Source organism: Acidimicrobiales bacterium (assembly GCA_033344915.1).
Lineage (GTDB): Bacteria > Actinomycetota > Acidimicrobiia > Acidimicrobiales > Aldehydirespiratoraceae > JAJRXC01.
In genome coordinates this window covers 2,675,622-2,692,269 of the sequence record JAWPML010000001.1, presented here as the reverse complement: position 1 = coordinate 2,692,269, position 16,648 = coordinate 2,675,622, and the positions used below count along the sequence as shown (strand labels likewise).

General features: G+C 69.4%; 15 protein-coding genes. 8 read left to right on the top strand and 7 right to left on the bottom strand.

What is annotated here, in order from left to right; all coding sequences use genetic code 11:
- Window positions 1–7 precede the first annotated feature (7 nt).
- Complete coding sequence (locus R8F63_12975; protein ID MDW3219517.1) at window positions 8–817, top strand: hypothetical protein; 810 nt, start codon at window positions 8–10, stop codon at window positions 815–817.
- Window positions 818–826: 9 nt separating this feature from the next.
- Here the strand turns inward: R8F63_12975 and R8F63_12970 are convergent, their stop codons facing one another.
- The 3 genes from R8F63_12970 to R8F63_12960 are packed head-to-tail and all read right to left on the bottom strand — an operon-like array spanning window position 827 to window position 4,322.
- Entirely contained in the window at window positions 827–2,431 is a 1,605-nt protein-coding gene (locus R8F63_12970) for a FadD3 family acyl-CoA ligase (GenBank protein ID MDW3219516.1), read from the bottom strand.
- A gap of 11 nt (window positions 2,432–2,442) precedes the next feature.
- The gene (locus R8F63_12965; GenBank protein ID MDW3219515.1) at window positions 2,443–3,495 is read right to left on the bottom strand and encodes a quinone oxidoreductase; all 1,053 of its coding nucleotides are present in this window, start codon (window positions 3,493–3,495) and stop codon (window positions 2,443–2,445) included.
- Entirely contained in the window at window positions 3,492–4,322 is an 831-nt protein-coding gene (locus R8F63_12960) for an enoyl-CoA hydratase-related protein (protein ID MDW3219514.1), read from the bottom strand. The genes R8F63_12965 and R8F63_12960 overlap by 4 nt, the downstream gene beginning before the upstream one ends.
- A 50-nt stretch (window positions 4,323–4,372) precedes the next feature.
- Here R8F63_12960 and R8F63_12955 point away from each other — a divergent pair, with 50 nt between their 5' ends.
- Together R8F63_12955 and R8F63_12950 are read left to right on the top strand one after the other, a co-directional pair.
- The gene (locus tag R8F63_12955) at window positions 4,373–4,810 is read left to right on the top strand and encodes a nuclear transport factor 2 family protein (protein ID MDW3219513.1); all 438 of its coding nucleotides are present in this window, start codon (window positions 4,373–4,375) and stop codon (window positions 4,808–4,810) included.
- A 38-nt stretch (window positions 4,811–4,848) separates the two neighbouring features.
- On the top strand, window positions 4,849–5,802 hold the full coding sequence (locus R8F63_12950) for a dihydrodipicolinate synthase family protein (GenBank protein ID MDW3219512.1): 954 nt from the start codon (window positions 4,849–4,851) through the stop codon (window positions 5,800–5,802).
- Here the strand turns inward: R8F63_12950 and R8F63_12945 are convergent.
- Window positions 5,799–7,223, bottom strand: a complete 1,425-nt coding sequence (locus tag R8F63_12945; protein MDW3219511.1) for a wax ester/triacylglycerol synthase family O-acyltransferase — start codon at window positions 7,221–7,223, stop codon at window positions 5,799–5,801. The two genes, R8F63_12950 and R8F63_12945, sit on opposite strands and share 4 nt — an antisense overlap.
- 125 nt (window positions 7,224–7,348) lie before the next feature.
- Here R8F63_12945 and R8F63_12940 point away from each other — a divergent pair, with 125 nt between their 5' ends.
- Window positions 7,349–8,656: a hypothetical protein gene (locus R8F63_12940; protein MDW3219510.1), complete on the top strand. Its 1,308-nt coding sequence runs from the start codon at window positions 7,349–7,351 to the stop codon at window positions 8,654–8,656.
- Window positions 8,657–8,673: 17 nt separating this feature from the next.
- On the top strand, window positions 8,674–10,104 hold the full coding sequence (locus R8F63_12935; protein MDW3219509.1) for an NADH:flavin oxidoreductase: 1,431 nt from the start codon (window positions 8,674–8,676) through the stop codon (window positions 10,102–10,104).
- A gap of 21 nt (window positions 10,105–10,125) precedes the next feature.
- On the opposite strand, the gene R8F63_12930 is transcribed toward R8F63_12935, so the two are convergent.
- Together R8F63_12930 and R8F63_12925 are read right to left on the bottom strand one after the other, a co-directional pair.
- Complete coding sequence (locus tag R8F63_12930; GenBank protein ID MDW3219508.1) at window positions 10,126–11,292, bottom strand: hypothetical protein; 1,167 nt, start codon at window positions 11,290–11,292, stop codon at window positions 10,126–10,128.
- Entirely contained in the window at window positions 11,283–12,422 is a 1,140-nt protein-coding gene (locus R8F63_12925; GenBank protein ID MDW3219507.1) for a phosphotransferase family protein, read from the bottom strand. The genes R8F63_12930 and R8F63_12925 overlap by 10 nt, the downstream gene beginning before the upstream one ends.
- Before the next feature lie 64 nt (window positions 12,423–12,486).
- On the opposite strand from R8F63_12925, the gene R8F63_12920 reads away from it, so the two are divergent.
- From R8F63_12920 to thrH, 3 genes are read left to right on the top strand one after another with little or no spacing between them, the layout of a single operon-like run.
- Window positions 12,487–13,677, top strand: coding sequence for an acyl-CoA dehydrogenase family protein (locus tag R8F63_12920; protein ID MDW3219506.1), 1,191 nt, complete (start codon window positions 12,487–12,489; stop codon window positions 13,675–13,677).
- A gap of 9 nt (window positions 13,678–13,686) precedes the next feature.
- On the top strand, window positions 13,687–14,676 hold the full coding sequence (locus R8F63_12915) for an acyl-CoA dehydrogenase family protein (GenBank protein ID MDW3219505.1): 990 nt from the start codon (window positions 13,687–13,689) through the stop codon (window positions 14,674–14,676).
- Between the two features lie 16 nt (window positions 14,677–14,692).
- Window positions 14,693–15,316: a bifunctional phosphoserine phosphatase/homoserine phosphotransferase ThrH gene (gene thrH / locus R8F63_12910; protein MDW3219504.1), complete on the top strand. Its 624-nt coding sequence runs from the start codon at window positions 14,693–14,695 to the stop codon at window positions 15,314–15,316.
- Window positions 15,317–15,324: 8 nt separating this feature from the next.
- Here the strand turns inward: thrH and R8F63_12905 are convergent, their stop codons facing one another.
- Entirely contained in the window at window positions 15,325–16,644 is a 1,320-nt protein-coding gene (locus R8F63_12905) for an amidohydrolase family protein (protein ID MDW3219503.1), read from the bottom strand.
- Window positions 16,645–16,648 lie beyond the last annotated feature (4 nt).

Here is a 16,648-nt window from a genome sequence, read left to right as displayed (position 1 = left end):
CCTGCCCGTGACCAAGACCGTCGTGACCATCCTGTGTTCGCTCGGCGTGCTCGCCTCGTTCGTCGTGGTCGTCGCCGGTCGCCACGTCGAGGCGACCGAACGCGGAGGCAACGACGTCCCGTGGCGCGCTCGGGCGCGATCCGAGCTGGGTGTGGTGTGTGCCGCGATCGCCGCGGGAGCGCTCGGTGGACTGCTCTCGATCGGGATGGGCGGCCGCCTCATGATGCGCGTGCTCGCCGCGACGTCACCGGACGCGAACGGCAGACTCACCGACGCCGACGAGATCGTCGGCGAGGTATCGGGCGGGGGAACGGGCTTCCTCCTCGCGGCCGGCACATTCATGGGCATCGTCGGCGCGATCGGCTATCTGAGCGCCCGCCGGCTCCTGCCGGCGCGGAGTCTGACGGCCGGACTCGTCGGGGTGGGGATCGCCGGTGGACTGCTCGCCCGGCCGAGTGGCGTCCTGGATCCGGAGAACCACGACTTCGCGATCCTCGAGCCCCGCTGGCTCGCGGTCGTTCTCTGCCTTGCCGTGATCGCGATCGGTCCACTCACGATCGCGATCCTCGTCGACCGTTGGGTACCCCTATGGCCGACGCCCGGTCCGTCGATTCGCGGTCTGGCCGGCCTTGCGCCCCTGGCGTTGCTCGCCCTCATCCCGCCGCTGTTGGTCGCGCTCGCCGTCGTCGTGGCCGCGAGGACCATCCGCTATCCACGACCCCCGGCGCTGATGCGCCTGGGACGCGTGGTCCTCCCGGCCGGTGGTGCAGTCGGCCTCGCGTGGATCGCGGTGAGCGGCGTGGCGATCCTCGTTTGACCGGGCCGGTCAGGAGAGCGACGCGACGGCCCGGTCACGCAGTTCGTACTTGAGGACCTTGCCGCTCGCATTGAGCGGGAACTCGTCGACGAACGTGATGTGGCGGGGCGCCTTGTAGTTGGCCATCTCGGCCTTGCACCACGCCAACAACTCGTCGGCCGCGGCGTCCGGGTCCGTACGGGCGGATGCGCCCGGGGTCGGCACCACGAAGGCGTAGCCGACTTCACCGAGCCGTTGGTCGGGAACGCCCACCACGGCGACCTGGCCGACCTCCCGGTGGTTCAACATGAGGTTCTCGATCTCGGCCGGGTAGGCGTTGAAGCCGCCGTTGATGAACATGTCCTTCACCCGGTCGGTGATGTCGACGTTGCCGGCTTCGTCCATCACACCGATGTCGCCGGTGTGGAGCCATCCGTCGCGGTCGATGGTCTCGGCCGTCTTCTCCGGATCGCCGAGATAGCCCTTCATCAGGTTGTAGCCGCGGACGACGATCTCGCCCGGCTCGCCCCGCGGCACCTCGTTGCCGTCGCGATCGACGATGAGCACCTCGACGCCGTCGATCGCCCGTCCGGAGCTGCCCGAGATGACCTCGGCGGAGTCGCCGACCCGGCACATCGTGGCCATGCCGGACGACTCGGTCAGGCCGTAGGCCGTGATGATGGTCTCGAAGCCGAGGCGGGCCCGCATCTCCTCGATCAATGACACGGGCACCGGCGCGGCGCCGGTCACCGCCAGCCGCAGGCTGGACAGGTCGAAGTCGTCGAGGTTCTCCGTGTTGAGGATCGTCTGGTAGATCGCCGGCGGTCCGGGGAAGGCGGAGACCCGTTCCTCCGCGATGCGTTGCATGACGGAGGGGATGTCGAACACGGGGTGCGGGATGATCGTGCTGCCGGTCATCAGACAGGCGAGGATGCCGGCGTTCAGTCCGAACGAGTGGAAGAACGGATTGACGATGAGGTAGCGGTCCTGGTCGAGCCCGACGCCCTCGGCCCACACGAGGTACGCGCGACAGATCGCCGAGTGGATGAGCATGGCGCCCTTCGGGTCACCGGTCGTGCCCGAGGTGAACATGATGTGGCACAGGTCGTCACCGGTGATCGCCGCGGTGCGAGCGGCGCGGTCGTCGTCGGGGACGTCGTCGGCGCGGGCGATGAAGTCGGCGAACGGCGTCGTGTCCGGCGGGCAGGTCCCCCGCATCACCACGATCTCCTCGAGCGTGCCGGGGAGGTCCTCGCCCGTACCCCGCAACGCGGCCACATAGTCGGTGTCGAGGAAGTCCGTGACGGTGAACAGCATGCGGGCGCCGCTGTTGGTCAGGACGTAGTTGGCCTCGCGGCCCTTGAAGCGGGTGTTGATCGGCACGATGACGCCGCCGGCGACATGCACGCCGAGCGCAGCGATGGCCCACTCCCAGATGTTGGGCGCCCACACGGCCACGCGGTCGCCGGCCTCGATGCCGCTCGCCATGAGAGCGCGAGCGCCGCGATGGATCTCGTCGCGGAACTCGGCGAAGGTCCATCGCACGTCGCCGTCGACCATCGCCTCGTTGTCGGCGAAACGGGTCGCGGCATCGTCGATCAGCTCGGGGATCGTGGCCCAGGGTGCGCTGCTCATGATCCGCGAATCTAGCCCTGCGCGCCCTCGGGCCCCGAAGCGGCGAGCAGCAGCAGCTTGCCGGTCGTGGCGCGACTCTCGAGAGCCCGGTGGACATCGGCGGCCTCGTCCAACGGCGCCCGCATGCCGATGTGGACGTCGAGGGCGCCGTCGCGCACCCAGGCGAGGGTCTCGCTCCAGCGCCGTTCGCGTTCCGCCGGTGCGGCGATGAAGTCGAAGAGCCTCGGCCGCGTGAGGATCAGCGACTTCGGCATGAGCGTGAGCGGTGTGATCGGCTCGACCGGGCCCGACGCGTTGCCGAACGTGGCCATGGTCCCGCGGGTCCGCAGCAGAGCGATGCCGGCATCGAACGTGGCGGCGCCCACGCCGTCGTAGACGACGTCGACGGCAGTGGGACCGACGATCGCCTCCACGGCGCGGACGAGGCCATCGGTGGGCGGATGCGCCCGATAGTCGATGACGTGGTCCGCCCCGGCGGAGTGGGCGAGTTCGGCCTTCGCCTCGGATCCGACGGTCGCGATGACCGTGGCGCCCCGCAGCTTCGCCATCTGGACGATCAACCGACCGGTGCCGCCGGCCGCCGCGTGCACCAGGCACGTGTCGCTGGGACCGAGCGGGTACACGGCATCGATGAGGTAGTGCGCGGTGAGCCCTTGCAGCGGCAGCGCCGCGGCGATGTCGAGATCCATGCCCTCGGGTATGGGAAACGCAGAGGCCGCGGGGATCACGGTGTCGGTTGCGTAGGAACGGCCGCCGCCGACCCACGCGACGCGATCGCCCACGGCGAACGCCGGGTCACCAGCCGCGTCGCCCATCGCGTCGCCCATCGCGTCGCCCACCTCCAGGATCGTGCCGGATCCCTCACTGCCGGGCGTGAACGGCAGGGCGACCGGATACAGCCCGGAGCGGTTGTAGGTGTCGATGAAGTTGACGCCGGCCGCGTGAACCTCCACGAGCAGTTCACCGGCCCCGGGCGGTCCGATCTCGACGGGGCGAAGGGACATCACGTCGGGGCCACCGGTCTCGTCGAGAACGACGGCGGAGGCGGCGATGGAGGACGTCATCGCCCGTCGAACTCCGGGTCACGCTTCTCGCGCCGGGCCCGGCTCCATTCGGCGAAGTCGGCGGAGCGGCTCGACAGCTCGATGGCCATCGCCTCGTCCGCGAGATGCCGATCGAGGTCCGCCGTCAGCGACCGGTGGACGAGTGACTTGGCGAGTCCGACCGCGACCGTCGCACTCGTCGCGAGTCGTTCGACCAGGGCGTCGGTGGCGGCGCCGACGTCGCCCGCAGGTACGGCCGTGTGCACCATTCCCCACCCCGCGGCGGTCGCCCCGTCGATCGTGGTGCCGAGCAGGAGCATGTCCTTCGCCCGGGCCACCCCGACGAGCCGGGGGAGGAGCCAGGAGCTGCCGCTGTCGGGGGTGAACCCCGAGCGCACGAACGGCGACGAGAGGCGAGCATCGTCGGCCACGATGGCGAAGTCGGCGGCGAGCGCCATCGCGAGACCGAGGCCCATCGCCGTGCCGCGAACCGACGCGACGATCGGGGTCTGGGTCTCCAGCATGGCCGGGATCAACTCGTCGACCTGCCAGCGCATTCGGCGTTGTGTCTCGCCGGCACGGAGCGGGCCGTCGGGTTTGGCCCGGCCGGCGAGGTCGAATCCCGAACAGAAGTGGTCGCCGCGCCCGTCGAGCCGGACGACCCGCACCTCGTCGTCGGACCCGGCTGCCTCGATGGCTCCGATGAGCGCCTGCACGATGTCGTCGGTCACGGCGTTGCGTCGATCCGGTCGGTCGATCGTGAGCTCGAGCACGCCGCGATCGTGATGGGTGACGATCTCCAGACCGTCGACGTCGATCGGATACGGCTTTGCCGGGTGTGCACTCATCGCCGCGACGCTAGTTGCTCGAGGTAGCGCGCCTGCTAGAGATGGACCTCATGGAGCTGTGGGAACTCGAGGCCAGAGAGGCGATTCGCGACCTGGTGGCCCGCTACAACGCGAACGGCGACGCCGGCCGGTTCGCCGAGATGCTCGAGCTCTTCACCCCGGATGCGACGATGCACATCCCGTCGGGCTCGCACCACGGCCGCGACGCCATCGAGGGCATGTTCACGAACGCCGCGGCGAAGACGGGCGACGGCGCGGGAGCAGCCGCCGCGTTCATCCGGCACTTCACCGCGTCCCTCCAGATCGACGTCGGGGACGAACACACCGCGACGAGCCGCTGCTACTACCAGGTGCTGACCGACCGCGGTCTCGACCACTGGGGCCGCTACATCGACCGCTATCGCCGGGTCGACGGTCGCTGGCGGTTCGCCGAGCGCAAGGTCACCGTCGACGGGCGCGTCCCGGGGGGCTGGGGAGACCAGGGTTGAGCCGAGCCGCCCGTCCGGACCGATAGCGTCGGTCGGCGATGACCGGAGACATTCCCGCCCGAATCCGGCCTCGCCGGTCGATCACCGGCATGTCGGCCGTGCTCCTGCCCCACACGCCCGACGGCGCAATCGACTGGGGCGCGACCGAAGCCCACATCGCCCGTACCCACGAGGTCGGACTGCTGCCCGGCGTCAACATGGACACCGGCTACGTCCAGCTGCTCGACCGAGAGACGAAACTGCGGGTGCTCGACCTCGCGGCCGAGATCACCGGCGGCTCGTTCGTGGCCGGCGCGTTCGTCGCCGATGCCGAAGGTGATCCGCTCGACCACGCCGCCTACGTCGGGGCGGCGACGGACATCGCCTCACGGGGTGGCACGCCGGTGATCTTCCCGAGCCACGGTCTCAACGGTGGTACCGAGGACGAGTGGATCGCCGCGCTCACGGCGATCGGGGCGGAGCTCGACCGGTTCCTCGGGTTCGAACTCGGCGCCATGTTCGTGCCCTACGGGCGCATCTTCTCGCTCGACACCTACCGCGGGCTGCTCGACATCCCGCAGTGTGTCGGGGCGAAGCACTCGTCGCTGAGCCGGCAGCTCGAGTGGGACCGACTCGCGTTGCGCGACGAGGTGCGACCGGACTTCATGGTGCTCACCGGCAACGACCTCGGCATCGACATGGTCATGTACGGGTCCGACTACCTGCTCGGTCTGTCCACGTTCGCACCCGACCTGTTCGCCGCGCGGGACCGGATGTGGTCCGAGGGCGACCCGGCGTTCTACGAGCTGAACGACATGCTCCAGTACCTGGGCCACTTCACGTTCCGCCCGCCGGTCCCCGGCTATCGCCACAATGCGGCGACGTTCCTCGAGCTGCGGGGCTGGGCCGCATCGGACAACGTGCCGGCGGGCGCGCCCCGTCGCCCCGACGCGGACCGCGAGGTGTTGCGCGACATCGGTGTGCGGCTCGGTGTGGTCGAACCGCGGGACTAGTAGCCGAACGCGTCCGTGACGGGTGTGGCTTCGCCGAGGCCGGACCCGACCATCAGATCGTTCATCGCCTTGGGCAGCAGATCCGCCATGTCCCAGAGATCGGGCACCAGCTCGGGGTCGGCCGAGAGCCCGATGTCGATGCGGTCGATGTAGCTGAGCACGGTGACGTTCAGGCCCATGCCCTCCATGATCACCGAACCGGGGAACATGCCGGTGACCTCCGAGCCCGCGAAGTAGAGGGGGAACGGCGGGCCGGGAACGTTGGACACCACTGCGTTCATCGCGGTCGGGATCGCGGCCACTGCACCCGTGCGATGCAACGCCGAGACCGCGAGGTTGAGCATCAGGGGCGGGGCGGTCTCACCCAGCGACTGGATCCGCCGAGCCCGCATCGCCTCCGTCATCGCCTTCGAGGCCTGGCTGTTCGCATGGATCTTGACGAGCCGTTCGATCGGGTCCTCGACTTCCGTCGGCAGCGTGACCGACATGTTGGCGATCTTGTTGTCGAGTTCCTTGTCGTCCTTGGCGCGAGTCGACACCGGCACACCGACGACGAGGCTCTCATCGGGGAGCGCGTCCTTGGCCAGGAGATAGTCGCGGAACGCGCCGGCGACGAGGGCGAGCACCACGTCGTTGATCTTCACCTCGTGTTCGGCGCGGATCGCCTTCGCGTCATCCAGCGAGACGGAGGCGAACGCCACGTTGCGGCGCGGGCCGATCTTCTCGTTCCAGGGCGTCTTCGGGACACCGATCATCTTCGGCGGGTTGTCGCTCTTGCGCTGGTAGTCGAGCATCGCCAGACCCCGGTTGGCGGCCTCGCCGAGATAGCGGGCGATGCGGAACGGTGTGCGGGCGTTCGGGATGATGCTGCGAAGGATCAGCTCCTGATCCGTCGGGGTCGGGCCCGCCGATTCGATGTCGTCGGGGACGGGCGGGCTTTCCGCATCCGGGCTGAGATCCGAGATCACCGTGGCGAGACTGGCTCCGGCCATGCCGTCGAGCAGGGCGTGGTGGAACTTCAGCACGAACGCGAGGCGGCCGTTGTCGAGCCCGTCGATGTACCAGAACTCCCACAACGGGATCTTGCGATTGAGTTGGGTCGACATGATCTGGCCGAGGAGGCCGGCGACCTCTTCGCGGCCGCCCGGGCGGGGCACGCCGACGCGATGGACATGGCGTCGGATGTCGAAGCGGTCGTCCTCGACCCAACCGGGCCGATCGAGGCCGAACGGAACATGCTTGAGTCGCCACCGGAATTTGGGAGCCAGGTCCAGTCGCTCTTCGAGGCGTCCGATGGCGCGGTCGAAGGTCAGCGGCCCGTCCGCCCCGGGTTTGAGGACCGTCATCCCCGCGATGTGCTGGTGCCAGTCGCGGGTTTCCAACGAGAGGAAGATCTGGTCACTGCCGGAGAGGCGCTTCATTGGTCCTGTGGGTCTCGTCTGGTTGTGGGTTCGCGGGTCGGGAGATCGTCGGTGTTGGTTGCATGCAGCACGCAACGACTTCGTGAGCATAGGGTCGGGTTCGTCGAGGAGCTACCGTCGATCGAATGGGATCACCGACCGCCGCCGCCCCGACCGACCACGCTCCGGTACCGGCGCGGCGCCTCGATGACGGGTCGACGGTCGATCTGGTGGACCCCACGCCGAACCGTGGTCCGATCCCCGTCCGGGCGCCCCGATCACGGGTGCAGTCGTTCGCGAGCGCGGCGCGCCGAGCCCAGGTCCGCACCGGCCGGTTCGGGTTCAACGCCGCGCTGCACCAGCGCGCCCGCCGCTTCGCCCGCCACGATCTCGCCGTGCCTCGATGGAACCCGCTGCGCACCGCCCATGCGGCGCTCGACGAGCTCGTGATGGTGTATTTCGAGATGTTCGCCGACCCGATGCCGGCCGATGTCTTCCTGCGGGTCGAACAGCAGATCGACGGCCTCAACGCATTGTGGGACGACATCGGCGTCGCCGCGGACCCGTCGTCGCTGCATGCCACCCCGGCGGCGCCGGTGATCGTCTCGGACGAGGCGGGCTCGTTCGGCGGCGTCGCCGGCCGGGAGCTCCGCTTCGTCAGCGAATGGGAACCACACGCGGCCGCTCCGGGTCGCGCCGCGTGGCTCGACGCTTCGAACAACCACGAAGGGGTCATTCGCGTCTTCACCCACGACGATGGTCCCCGGCCGTGGCTCGTGGTCATCCACGGCGCCGACATGGGCCGGTCGTGGGACGCCCGCATGCTTCGCGTCGAGACCATGGCGCGCGAGCTCGGCGTGAACATCGCGATGCCGGTGCTTCCGCTCCACGGCCCCCGCGGCGACGGGTCCCGCACGCGTGCCGGTTTCCCGAGCGACGATCATGTCGCCAACATCCACGGTCTCAGTCATGCCCTGTGGGACGTCCGCCGTACCATCGCCTGGGTGCGCGAGCAGGACCCGACGGCGATCGGCGTGTTCGGGTTCTCACTCGGTGGGTGCATGGCGAGTCTGCTCGCCTGCACGGAGACCGACCTGGACGCGGTCGTCATGGGTTGCCCGGCCGCCGATCTCGTAGATCTGGTGCGAGCCAACACCCGACCCGAGTTGCGGAACCAACCCCGCCTGTCCCGTCTCTACGGCGAAGCGTCCCGAGCGGCCCGCCCGGTCACCGCGTTCGCCCTACAGCCGACGCTTCCGCCCGAACGACTCGCCCTCGTGTCCGCCCACGCCGACCGGCTCGCCGACCCGGTGTTCCAGGTGGGCCGCCTGTGGCACCACTTCGGGCGGCCCGAACTCGTGGGAGTCGACAGTGGCCACGTCAGCTTCTTCATGCAGTCCGGCTGGGTCGACCAGGTCAACGAGTTGCTCGCCGCCCGCGGCGTCGCGGCCTGAGGCGCAGCCCTGCCCTGATGGCCGGTCCCCGTCACACCCAGGTCAAGAAGCTCACCGACGCCGCGACCTTCCGCGACCATTGCGCGTCGCTCGGGATCGACATCCCGATCACGGACGAGGTGGACCCCGCCGGCGTGCTCGCCGCGCCCATGACGATCACCGACGGCTTCGCCGGCACCAAGGTCGCACCGAACCGGTGGGCGGTGCTCCCCATGGAGGGATGGGACGGCGACGCCGACGGTCGCCCGACCGATCTCGTCCGGCGGCGATGGGATCGCTTCGCCACGTCCGGCGCGGGGTTGGTGTGGGGCGAGGCCACCGCGGTGCGCGCCGACGGTAAGGCCAACCCGAACCAGCTCGTCCTCGACGAGTCCACGGTCGATGACATCGCCGCGCTGCGGGCCCGGCTCGATCCGAGCCAGGTCACCGTGCTCCAGCTGACCCACTCCGGTCGCTACGCCCGGCCGAGCGCCGACGGCCCCGCGCCCCGCACGCTCTACCGGCACCCCTTGCTCGACGGTCGGGTCGGTTCGGGCGACGACGAGGTGTTCTCCGACGACGAGCTCGACGAGCTGGTCGAACAGTTCGTCGAGCGCGCCGTGCTGGCGCAGCAGGCCGGCTTCGATTTCGTCGACGTGAAGGCGTGCCACGGCTATCTCGGCCACGAGTTCCTCAGCGCCGTCGATCGTGAGGGCCGCTATGGCGGCGACCTCGTCGGGCGCACCAACTTCGTGCGGAGCGTCACCGAGGGGATCCGGGTCCGTGCCCCCGGGCTCGGCGTGGCGATCCGACTGTCGTTGTTCGACCTCGTGCCCTATGTGGCGGGCGAGGGCGGGGTGGGCGTGCCGGAGGTCTCGGCCGGGAAGCCGGGCGACTACGGCCTCGCGTTCGGCGGTGACGGGACCGGGCTCGGATTCGACCTGCGGGAGACCCACGCGCTGCTCGATGCGCTGCACGGACTGGGCGTCGGCCTCGTGTGTGCCACTGCGGGATCGCCCTACTACGTGCCCCACGCCCAGCGGCCCGCGTTCTTCCCGCCGAGCGATGGCTACCAGCCGCCGGAGGACCCGCTCATCGGTGTCGCCCGACTGATGGCGGCAACCGCGGAGGTCACCAACCACCACGCCGAGATGCGGATCGTCGGCGCGGGGCTGTCCTACCTCCAGGAGTGGCTGCCGAACGCCGGGGACGCGATGGTCGCCGGCGGCGTGGCCGACGCGGTCGGTCTCGGCCGGATGATCCTCTCCTACCCGCACATGCCGGCCGACGTGCTCGCCGGCCGCGAGCTGGACCGGCGCCTTCTGTGTCGCACGTTCTCGGATTGCACGACGGCGCCGCGGGGTGGCCTGGTCTCGGGCTGTTATCCCCTCGACGACTTCTACAAGGAGCGCGAGGAACGGGTGCAGTTGGCCGCGTTCAAGCGCGAGGCCAAGGCCCGGCTCCGCTGAGCCAGGGCCGGCGCGGGTCGGCTACATCCAGTTCTCGTCGGCGAGGCCCAACTCGGGCCACGGGCCGCACGCGATGGGCTGGCAGTTGCCCCAGCCCTCGGCGCCACCCACCGGGTCGGTGACGTGGATGGTCGTGTCCCGGATCTGGTGGAGCCGGCGGGCGTTCTCCGGCGTCGAGCAGTCCTCGATGTGTTCGCCGTCGACGTGGAGGGCACCCCGCCACTCGCCATGGTGGTGACCGTCGAACCCGAAGTAGAGGCCGGCGCCGAGCTGCACACCGGTGTCGCCCAGCACGTCGATGGTGATGGGCCGCTCGGACCCGTCGGCCATCCGGCAGTCGAGGCGACCGCCGAGCAGCCGTCGGTTGTCGGGGTCGAACCGGAGGTCGGGGACGATGTCGACGATCTGGTCGCTCGACCCGTCGGGGTGCTCGACCTGGGCGGTGACCATCTTCTGGCCGTGTTCGCCGGCCCGGTGCCACACGTAGTGGAGGTGTAGGGCGTACTGCGAGCCGTCCGGGCGCTCCATGAGCAGGGGCGACCAGATCATCTGGAAGCCGACCCCGGCCGGGATGCCGAGGCCGGGCTGGACGTCGGTCGGCGGCGTGCCGACGTCGTAGCGGACGCCCCACGAGTGGTCTCGGGTGCTGACCCAGGTGTCGGGTGACATCTCCGTGCGTTCGCCGTCGACCTCGATCCAGCCGGAGCAGACACCGGTCTGGTGGTAGCGCACGAGATCGGTGGCGATCCGGTAGTGGCGGCGACTGTGTGACCGTTCCTCCTCGAACGGCGGCACGACCGCCTCGAACAGCCAGTCGAACGCGATCGGCTGGGTGTCGTTCGCCTCGAGGCGGAACCGGACCTGCTTCAGCGGTTCGACGACCTCGTAGTGGATCGGCCCGATCGACGTGAGCGTCGGCTCGGGCTCCAACTGTCGGCTGGCCCGCACCGTGCGCTGTTCGACCCCGCGGCTCACGGCGGCGTAGCCGTCCATCACGTTGCGGTTCGTGTACTTGCCGAGGCCGAAGCCGATCTGGAGGCTGCCGTCGCGGGCCATCGCCATCGCACAGACCTTCTCGGTCCATGACGGATCGCTCGACCCGACGTTGGCGAACGTCTCCGCGATCTGGTGCGTGAAGCCCTCGTCCGCGGCGAGGATGGGGCCGACGGGGTTGACCATCAGCGCCACCAGCTTCCGTCGATCATCTGCTCCATCACGTGGCGGTGGGGGATGCAGTCGTCGAGGTCGTCGGACCACTCGGCTTCACCGAAGTGGACCGACCGCTCCCGCACCTTGGTCATGATCATGGCGTGGCGCAGCGCGGCATAGACCTCGAAGAACTCGAGGTTCTGCACGGTGTGGCCCGAGTGGGCTTCGTACGTGGCGACGACGTCGTCGCGCCGAAGGAAGTCGGGCATGCCCTCCATCCCGAGCGCCTCGGCGATCTCCTGGAAGAAGGTGTGGAGGAACATCATCCACGCGATGTCCATCTCCGGCGGGGCCAGCGCCGCCATCTCCCAGTCGAGCACGGCAACGGGCTGGAAGCCGTCGGCCGCGTACATGATGTTGCCGATGCGGCCGTCGCCCCAGCCGATCACCGTGGGGCCCTCGTCGTCCGGCCAGTTCGCGTCGAGCCAGTCGAAGCTCGCCTCCACGATGGGGTGGCGGCGATCGCCCCGCGACCAGTCGTAGTAGGCCCGCTGGTTGTTGACGTGGCGCTGCAGCGGCGTGTCGCCGGGGGCCGGCGTCTCGAGGAAGTCGACGTCGAGTCCGGTGATGTCGATGCTGTGGAGGTCCGCGAGCATGCGCACCGTCGCGTCCTGGAGCTCCCGCTGCTGTTCGGCGGACGCGGCGAGGAGCCAGCCGTCCATGAGGTAGGGCGGGATGTCGCTCGGCACTCGTCCGGACATCCGGTCCATCACGAAGAACGGCGCGCCGAGCGGTGCCGGGTCCGGCTCGAACCAGCGGGTGGCGGGGACGGGGACCGAACTCTTCGCCCCGACCAGTTCCATCACCCGGTACTGGAGCTCCAGGTCGTAGGTGGGAAACACGGGGACGTCGACCGCCGCGGGCTCGACCCGGGCGACCAGCGCGTGCTCCGTGGGCCCGTTCCCGTCGTCCCAAGCGGCGTCGAAGAGCAGGGTCTCACTCGACATGCCGCTTCCGTCCGGGCTGCTGAGCTCGCCGAGCGTGACGTCCGTGCCGACGCGGGCAGCGAGCCACTCGGTGAGGCGTTGCCGGAGCTCGTCGCGGTCACGGGTCGAACGGGTGGGAGGCGCGTTGAGCTCGTCGTCGCGCGTCGGGTCTGAATCGGCCATGGGCGCAACGTAGTCGGCTCCCGCCTTCGTCCGAAAAGTGCGGCTCGCCTACGATCGGCGCCCGATGGATCTCCGCTACACCGAGGAAGAAGAGCACTTCCGCGACGAGTTGCGCGGTTGGCTCGCCGCCGTGCTGCCCGACGTGCCGCCGGTGCCGTCCGACCACACCGATCTCGTCGCTCGCCGCGCCTACGACACGGCATGGCAGGCGCAGCTGCACGAGGCCGGCTATGCCGGCATCCACTGGCCGGCCGAGTTCGGCGGCCGGGGGTCCACCCCGACCGAGCACCTCATCTTCCTCGAGGAGACCGAGCGGGCCGGTGCGCCCTACGTCGGGGTCAACTTCGTCGGTCAGCTCCACGCCGGTCCGACGCTGATCGCAGAGGCGACCGACCAGCAACGAGCGACCCACCTGGCGCCGATCCTGAAGGGCGAGCACGTGTGGTGCCAGGGGTTCTCCGAGCCTGGTTCCGGCTCCGACCTCGCGTCTCTCTCGACGCGGGCGATCGACGACGGCGACGACTATGTCGTCACCGGCCAGAAGATCTGGACGTCCTTCGCGCAGGTCGCCGACTACTGCGAGCTGCTCGTGCGCACCGACCCGGAGGCGCCCAAGCACAAGGGCATCACCTGGGTGATCATGCCGATGGACCTGGACGGCATCGAGATCCGTCCGATCGACACGGCCCTCGGCTCGGGTGAGTTCGCCGAGATGTTCCTGGACGAGGTGCGGATCCCCAAGGTGAACCGCGTCGGCGACGAGAACGACGGCTGGCGGGTCACCAACGTCACCTTCTCCTTCGAGCGGGGCACCGCGTTCATCTCCGAGGTGATCTCGTCGCAGCGGCTGCTCGCCGACCTCGCCCAGGTGGCACAGAAGGTCACACGGCGGTCCGGCACCGCGTGGGACGACGCCGGCATCCGCCGCGAGTTGGGTCGCCTCGACGCCGAACTCGACGCCCTGTGGTCGCTGACCAAGCGCAACGTGTCGCAGGCCCAGCGCACCGGGATGGTCGGCCCGGGCGGCTCGGTCTTCAAGCTGGCCTACGCCGACGTGCGCAAGCGCATGGCCGATCTGGCGGAGCAGATCCTCGGCCGCGCCGGCCTGGCGATCGGCGAGACGATGGACCTCTCGGACCTCGACCATGTGGGGGAGCGGCTCTACACGCTGACCCTCACGATCGCGGCGGGTACGTCGGAGATCCAGCGCAACATCATCGGTGAGCGGCTGCTCGGCCTGCCGAGAGAGCGGTAGGAGCAGCCCATGGACTTCGAACTCACCGAGGATCAGGAAGCATTGGCCGAGGGCGTCGCCGCCCTCTGCGAAGGACGTTTCGACATCGAGACGGTCCGGGCGATGGCCGACGGCGGTCTGGACCGGAGCCGCTGGACCGAACTCGCCGACACGGGCGTGTTCTCCCTGTGCGTGCCGGAAGCCGAAGGCGGCGTCGGCCTGGGATGGGCGGAGGCGGCGGTCGTGTTCGAGCAGCTCGGCAAGGCGTTGGTGCCCGGGCCGCTGATCGCCACCACCCTCGCAGCCGGCGTGGTGGACGGCGCGGCCGACGGATCGGTCGTCGTCGCCTCGGTCGAGCGAACGGCCGGACCGACGATGATCGAACATCTCGGCTGGGCCGATGTGCTCGTGATCGTGGACGACGAGGGTCTTGCCACGGTCCCGACGGCGGATCTCGACGGCCGACCCAGCGAGCAGCCGCTCGACCCGCTCACACCGGTGTGGACGATCGACGAACTCCCCGCGGGGACGAGCGTCGGCGAGGGCGCCGCGGCCGCGGCGTGGCGCACCCGCGGCGCGATGCTCACCGCCGCGCTCCAGTTGGGAATCGCGGTCGGCGCCACCGAACTCGCCGTGGCGTACGCGAAGGAACGCGAGCAGTTCGGCAAGCCGATCGGCGCGTTCCAGGCGGTCAAACACCGTTGCGCCGACATGGTCACCCGGGTCGAGGTGCTGCGGGCGGCGGTCTACGCGGCCGGCTGCACCCTCGACGGCAACGGGGTCGACGCGCCGGAGCGCACCGTCGCGGTGGCCAAGATCCTCGCCTCCCATGCCGCTGCCGCATGCGGGAAGGACTGTGTGCAGGTCCACGGCGGGATGGGCTACACGTGGGAGGTCGACGCCCACCTTTTCCTCAAGCGGGCGTGGGTTCACGACCTGGGATTCGGTGAGGGTGAGGAATTCGCCGAGCGTCTGGCCGACGATCTCGTCCGCAATCTCGCGGGCAATCCGGCGCGCTGACGGCACAATGGTCGGCATGTCTTCCTCGGCGGTCCCGCGCCAGCGCATCGTCACGCTCGACATGGAGGGTGTGATCACCCCCGAGATCTGGATCGCCGTCGCCGAGGCGACGGGTGTGGATGCGCTACGCCGGACCACCCGTGACGAGCCGATCTACCAGAAGCTGATGGACGAGCGGATCGGCATCTGCAAGGAGCACGACATCACCCTGTCGTTCATCCAGGGGGTGATCGGTGGGCTCCGTCCGCTGGACGGCGCCCGGGCCTTCCTCGACGAGCTCCGGCGACGCCATCCCGTGGTGCTGTTGTCCGACACGTTCGAGCAGTTCGCCGACCCGTTCATGGAGCAACTCGGGCGCCCCCAATTGCTCTGTCATCGCCTTCATGTCGAGGACGACCGGATCCTCTCGTTCACGCCCCGCATCGACGACCCGAAGCGGCGCGCCGTCGAGGCGTTCCAGGGGCTGAACTACCACGTCACCGCGATGGGTGACTCCTTCAACGACATCGGCATGTTCGACGCGGCCGATGTGGCGAGCTTCATCCACGCACCCGAAGGGCTCCCGGAACGGTTCCCCCACTATCCGGTGTCGCGTGACTACGGCGAAGCGCTCGCCTGGATCGAGTCAGCCGCCGAGTAGGTCGTCGATCACGACCTGGCCTTGCCCGCCGCGCCGCGCAGGGCGCGGGTGGAGATCTCCCGGAACGCCTCCCGGTCGGCCTCGTCGGCGAGCCGCCCCACGTGGGTCACCGTGTCGACGTCGGCTGCCTCGGCCCGCAACGCACTCGCGGCGCACGCCTCGCGGGGTCGATGGGCGAACGGGTCGAAGCCGAAGTGATGCATCGCGTTGCGATGGGTGATGCGCTCGACGGTGTCGGCGTCGAGCCCGGCGAACATCGGCGCGAGTGACTCGGGCGCTTGCGGCCACGAGCTGTCGCTGTGGGGGAAGTCCGACTCCCACATGATGTTGTCGAGGTTGAGCTGATCGAGCAGGCCGACACCGACGGGGTCCTCGATGAAGCAGCAGAGGATGTGCTTGCGGAAGACGTCGCTCGGCCGGTCCATGCCCTCGGGGAACTCGTGGGCGGTCCAGCCGTGGTGGCGGTTCTGCACATGGTCGGCTCGCTGGAGCATGTAGGGGATCCAACCGATGTCGCCCTCGCTGAGCGAGAACTTCAGGTCCGGGAATCGGTGCCAGAGATCGGACCAGAGCAGATCGGCGAGCGTGTACATCGTGCTCACCGGGCTGAGGGTCATCGGGACCGACTGGGGAGCATCGAGCGAGGTGTTCATGCCCTTCGACGACGATCCGATGTGGCAGCACAGCACCACGCCTTCGTCGCTGCACGCCCCGAACAGCGGATCCCAGAACCCCGAGTGCATCGACGGCACGCCGAGCGCGGCCGGGTTCTCGGAGAAGCTGATGGCCCGGGCGCCCTTTGCCGCGAGTCGACGCACTTCGGCCGCCGCGAGGTCGGCGTCCCACAGTGGCACGATCCCACAGGGGATGAAGCGCTCCGGGTAGGCCGCGCACCATTCGTCCACGTGCCAGTCGTTGTACGCCTGAATCATGACGAGGTTCACGTCGCGATCGGGGCCCTCGCTGAGGACCTGGCCGGCGAAGCCCGTCCAGTTCGGGAAGTTGAGTCCGGCGAGCTGGCCGCCGGCGGACATGTCGCGCACCCGCTCGTGCACGTCGTAGCAACCGGGCCGCATCTCCTCGTAGGTGCTGGGGTTGACGTTGAACATCTCCGGCGGCTTGCCGGCGACCGCGTTGAGGCCGAGGTTGCGACCCATCGCATCGCCGTACCACCACTGCTGGAAGCCGTTCGGGTCGGTGTCGACCCGCGGGGCGCGGTCCTTGTACGCGGCCGGCACGTGCGCGTCGAACATGTCGGCCGGTTCACAGATGTGATCGTCGACGCTGATCAGGATCAGATCATCGGCCTTGACACTCGGCTCGTTCATGTCC